The organism is ANME-2 cluster archaeon (assembly GCA_014237145.1).
Classification (GTDB): Archaea; Halobacteriota; Methanosarcinia; order Methanosarcinales; family Methanocomedenaceae; genus Methanocomedens_A.
The window spans coordinates 1-5328 of record JAAXOC010000079.1 but is presented as its reverse complement, the minus strand read 5'-3'; the positions used below and the strand labels follow the sequence as shown (position 1 = coordinate 5328).

Below are 5328 nucleotides of genomic sequence, written 5' to 3'. Positions count from 1 at the left end.
CAGGCCGGCATTCCATGTGTCACCGGAAAGACGCTGGGTCAGGCAAGATAAAATCGTATGGGTTGGGGTTTGGAAGCGGGGAAAATAGCCCCCGGGCTTCATTCGGATAATACAGCCACAGTCCGGACAGCGAAATCGACGCAGCCATAATCCTGTTGCAAATCCATCGAAATAGGCGAGCACATACCCATGCCCCCAGACTCTGACGGAATTGCACCGGGGGCAGGCGTGAGGCCTGGTCCATTTAAAATGGCAGCCCTGTTCATAAATATCCTTGAGTTTTACGCAAACAGAAATTATCATGGAGTCCTTGTTTTGTGGGGTCGGTAAAACGCCCCGGTCTTTTTGGGGTGCTCCGGTCGGCCAACCGTCACCCCATTTTTTTTGCATAAAAAAAGCCTCCTTGCCGGAGGCTCATCTAATTTGAAAATTTCTTCCCGTTTGTCAATGATTATGAAAATCCTGCAGACTGCCGCTCCTTTATTTGCGGGGATCTACACCGCACAACGGCATTCATCACAACAATAGGCCTGTCCTCTAAAACAGCCTCTGCAAATACAGAAATGGAAATCGCACCATCGACATTGAATAAGAATCAGTAACACCTCGGGCATGCCTCCGGCCTTGCAAACAGCCGGAAGGTGCAATAGATAGGAAGTATGGTGTGGGAGCTTCCGGATGCTTGCGGTAGCTCTTGCCTAAAGCCCGAAGGTGCAACTTCGGGCTTTTCTGTCTATTTCCTTTTAGAATCGCAAATCGTGGGTCAAGGTACAAGAGATCCGGTTAGTCAGAGCCAGACAGGCGTTCCTTTCAACCGGCGTGAACCGACAGGCAGGTCGAATCAAAGGAATGATATGGATTGTTGAATCCTCATGGAATTAGCCGGAATGAAATGGGGAATAAAATGAACAACATAATAATACCGGCAACATAATGGCAAGATATCTGAAATTAGCTTAACCTTCCATTTCATCGAAACCCCCAAATCGTTATCACCACAAAGTGGTATTTACGTAATATAATTCATAATTATTATGTAATTTACCCCACAATTACATAGTTTATTATGTGATTTAGAATGGCTCTCTTCCCCCTCTAATTGATTTAACAGCTTGATATCCTTCACTTCTCCACAATATCAAGCATAACCACTTGAATTTGCATGATTTTTGCGTATATAATGGGTGAAATAATAATTGGCTTAAGTTTTATTATAGGTTTCGAAAAAGGAGGTTCAGATGAAAAGATGTTTTGCCATGGGAGTGACATTAATATTATTTTTAACATTTGCAATCATACCAGCATCTGCCGAACTATCAATAACTATAGAAGATTTAGGAACACTTGGAGGGACTTATAGCCAACCTGTAGCAATCAACGAGCAGGGTCAGGTCGTAGGTTATAGTGGTACAAAAGTTTGGAATGAAAGCCATGCTTTTATATGGAATTCAACTGATGGAATGATAGATATAGGTGTACTTAGTGGTTACTATAGCACCCCTGTAGCAATCAATGAGCAGGGTCAGGTACTAGGTCATAGTGCGGGAGTCGCGAGTGGAAAACATGCTTTTATATGGGATTCAACTGATGGGATGCAAGATTTAGGAACACTTGGAGGGGTGCTTAGTGACCCTTTAGCAATCAACGAGCAAGGTCAGGTCATAGGCCAGAGTTTAACAGGATACCCCCATCAATACCATGCTTTCATATGGACGCCAACTGATGGGATTCAAGATATAGGAACACTTGGAGGGACTGGTTATTCCGACGCTGTAGCAATCAATGAGCAGGGTCAGGTCATAGGCACTTGTTTCTCCTCGTCGCCTTGGGAATCTTATGGTTTCATATGGACGCTAACTGATGGGATTCAAGATATAGGGCATCTCGGCGGGGGAAAAAGCGGCACTACGGCAATCAATGAGTTGGGGCAGGTAATAGGCTATAGTCAAATAAAATCAGGTGAATGGCATGCTTTTATATGGGATTCAACTGATGGGATGCAAGATTTAGGAACACTTGGAGGGACTTCTGGCTATCCTGTGCATCCTGTGGCAATCAACGAGCAGGGGCAGGTAGTAGGCTATAGTTACACAACCTCAAATGAACAACATGCTTTCATATGGACGTCAACTTATGGAATACAGGACTTAGGGACACTTGGAGGGACTTATTATAGACCTATAGCAATCAACGAGCAGGGGCAGGTAATAGGCACGAGTTATACAGCCTCAAATGAACAACATGCTTTCATATGGACGTTAGCTGATGGGATACAAGATATAGGGACGCTTGGTGGAGTTTATAGCATCCCTGTAGCAATCAATGAGCAGGGGCAGGTCGTAGGTTATAGTTATACAGACTCAAATGAACAACATGCTTTCATATGGACGTCAACTTATGGAATACAGGACTTAGGGACACTTGGAGGGACTTATTCTAGACCTATAGCAATCAACGAGCAGGGGCAGGTCTTAGGTTGGAGTTATACAGCTTCGAGTGATACAGTCTTGACTGAAAGCCATGCTGTAATATGGACTATTGGATTGTCCCCAATTACACCCGTAGAAAAGATTGAAGCGATTATCGATGATATAAGAAGCTTAGTTCAAGATGGTACGTTGAATGACGGACAAGGTAATTCATTAATTACAAAACTGGAAACAGCCGAAAGAAAACTAAACGAAGGAAACATAAACGCAGCATGCAATCTTCTCGGCAAGCCATTTGTAAATCATGTCCAAGCACTCATTAATGCAGGAATACTTTCAGAAATCCAAGGACAACAGTTGATTGATGCAGCAAATAATGCAGTTGAATGTGAATAGAAGTAAATCCCAGACGAAATATATAGGAGCTTGCTTTTTGGATGGATGAGTATGTCAAATGGTTCCTTGTGTGTCAAAGACAATGTAAATACAAGATGTTGTCATGGAAATCAGGTCCAGGAGAGCAGCGTTCAATGGTGGGCCTCAGGGTATGGTATCCGGTGCAGATTTCTGCTATATGTACGAAACCGCTCCGCGGTAATTTTAGCCCCCGTTTTTATAATGGTTCCGAACCAAATTGTTTTTTCGAATTTATATGCAGCTTTTTTGACCGGAGTGGTAAATTTCCTCTTTACAGATATAAATGACCATGCGATGTTAATGTTTGAAATTATAATGAAAAGAGAAAGTGGATACTTTACCCATATAGCAGTTTACATGCCAGAATGAATGCGGCTTCGTACACATCTGTTTTATCAATCATCCCGCCCATCAGATTGACCGTCAGATTTTTTCTTACCTCAGCCATTTAGCAGCGAATCCAATATTTAATTGGGATTGTTGCGGGACGATAGATAGAACACTTATTATCTATCTGCAAAAAAAGTGGCTGGTCGAAACTGCATATTGCTCCAACGACCTTGCAGATATCAGCCGCAGCATTTTTCAACGATGTTTGAAAATAATCACAACGGGCCAAAACTTGCTAAAATAGCGGTTCACGTGGTACCGCGGGGATCACCAAAGCATATCGGTAAAATTTCTTTAATTTCCAATTACTAAGATCGTCTCAATAAATCACAGGTTGATGCCAGCATGGGATACTGGCAAGGTACATGAAATCGGCATTTTGTCATTGATTGAAATGATCTCTGATGCATTTTTCTTGACATGTAATGTTCTTTTAATAGTGTCCCAAGTAGGTTAAGTTACAATGGAGAAACCCCTCAAATTGTGCCTACCACGCTCCTGACAGGACGTTAATTATTCTGTTGGGAGCCTAAGTCTAAGTAAAACGACCTTTTCACAAAACCAATTTCTGTAAAAAGGGGGTAAAAAAATGGCAAAAACAGAAAATATGTTAATCGTTGTAAATAGCATCGAGCCTTATAGTCAGTTTGCTACCTATTTGGATGCTTTTATGGCAAAAAATTTGGGTAATGTCCCTAAAGTTACCATATTTTACGGGCCTGAATGTGTCAGTCTGACTAAGAAGGGCGAATTGGCCAAGATAACTATACCTGATGAAATGAAAGAGCTAATCGCTGGCCAAATTGAAGGACTATCCTCCTCTGATTTACCGGATAACTTAGAGCAGATGGCCCGCTTCCAGAAAAACGAATTGGGAGTTGCCATTGCTTCTTGTGGGACTGCCAATGTAATTGAGGGTTTTGCCAAGACAATAGACGATACCTCAAATATTGAGGATTTTATAGTTCCTTTAAAGCTTCCCCAGGTATGGGAGGCAATTGATGAAGCTGATAAAATTATGTTTTGGTAAAAATGTGTTCATTACATCGGTTATCAGGACTTTTAAAAAGGCATGGATGGGTGGTCCCCTGAGAAAAAGGAGGGTTGCAAGAATACATTAAAGGAGTTTGTGAGGGATGGGGGACCTTGGTGCTATAAACTTTCTGCACCAACGTCTCCTTATGCCGCTGTTTAACGGAGTTTGGGGGAAACATGATGGAATTCAAAAAGCCAAAACGGATCTTTGAAGACAGCGGAATAGTTGATCCTGTCATCGCTTATCATGTTGAGATGGAAGATGTGGTTAACACGAAGGGCCAGGGCATCAAGACCATGGTTGACCTGGGCAGGTACTTCTCCATATTTGCACCCAGGCAAAGCGGGAATATCCGTTGACGGTTATCCAAATTCTAAAGCTCATGGAGCGCTTCCCCATGGGTGACCAAACCCAGGACTTCGGTTTTGGCCAGACCCAGGCCATGCACGTGTTTATCGAGGCCAGTCGACTGGCCTTTGCCGACCGATCCGTATGGATGGGCGACACCGACTTTGTGGATCTGCCGGTCAACGGGCTCATCAACGATGATTACGTGGCCATGTGCTACCTCTCAGAATACCTGACCCTGAAAGTCTCAGAATAAGCTACCCCGCCGCTCGGATATCCTGATACCCCGCCCGAGACTATCCCGCTAAAAATAAGAAAGGACTATCCCGCCCCCTTTGAAAAAATATCCCCTCTGTATTAAAGGAATCGGTTTGCAGACGTCAACCTAACACAGAGGGGATAAAACGATGCCGCCGACTGCGACATACAAAGATATTAAAGCATATCAGGACAACGTAGAAAAGAATAAAATCACACCACATCACTTACCCCCGTGCCCCCAATGCCATGTTGAATCGCTATATTTCAAATTGCACGCATACCGTGAGAGACGCTTTTTGGTTATCGTCGAAATGTTAATCCAATCCGCTTACTGCACCTTGGTTCGGTTCAGATGTCCCGGCTGCGGTAAGACCATCACCAACTACCCGGACTTTTCGATTCCTTACAAACGCTACACCCGGCAGACAATCATGGGCTTTGCCGGTA

Annotated in this window: 6 protein-coding genes; all 6 read left to right on the top strand. The window is 43.4% G+C overall.

Annotation, left to right across the window (positions count from 1 at the left end; all coding sequences use genetic code 11):
* Positions 1-659 precede the first annotated feature (659 nt).
* The 6 genes from HF974_10200 to HF974_10175 all read left to right on the top strand — a co-directional run bounded on the left by HF974_10200 (position 660) and on the right by HF974_10175 (position 4876).
* Positions 660-866: a hypothetical protein gene (locus HF974_10200; GenBank protein MBC2698678.1), complete on the top strand. Its 207-nt coding sequence runs from the start codon at positions 660-662 to the stop codon at positions 864-866.
* 372 nt (positions 867-1238) lie between these two features.
* Positions 1239-2825, top strand: coding sequence for a hypothetical protein (locus HF974_10195; GenBank protein MBC2698677.1), 1587 nt, complete (start codon positions 1239-1241; stop codon positions 2823-2825).
* A 51-nt stretch (positions 2826-2876) separates the two neighbouring features.
* The gene (locus tag HF974_10190; GenBank protein ID MBC2698676.1) at positions 2877-3215 is read left to right on the top strand and encodes a hypothetical protein; all 339 of its coding nucleotides are present in this window, start codon (positions 2877-2879) and stop codon (positions 3213-3215) included.
* Positions 3216-3825: 610 nt separating this feature from the next.
* Positions 3826-4266, top strand: coding sequence for a hypothetical protein (locus HF974_10185; GenBank protein MBC2698675.1), 441 nt, complete (start codon positions 3826-3828; stop codon positions 4264-4266).
* A gap of 185 nt (positions 4267-4451) precedes the next feature.
* Entirely contained in the window at positions 4452-4631 is a 180-nt protein-coding gene (locus HF974_10180) for a hypothetical protein (protein ID MBC2698674.1), read from the top strand.
* Between the two features lie 23 nt (positions 4632-4654).
* The gene (locus tag HF974_10175) at positions 4655-4876 is read left to right on the top strand and encodes a hypothetical protein (protein ID MBC2698673.1); all 222 of its coding nucleotides are present in this window, start codon (positions 4655-4657) and stop codon (positions 4874-4876) included.
* Positions 4877-5328: the final 452 nt, after the last annotated feature.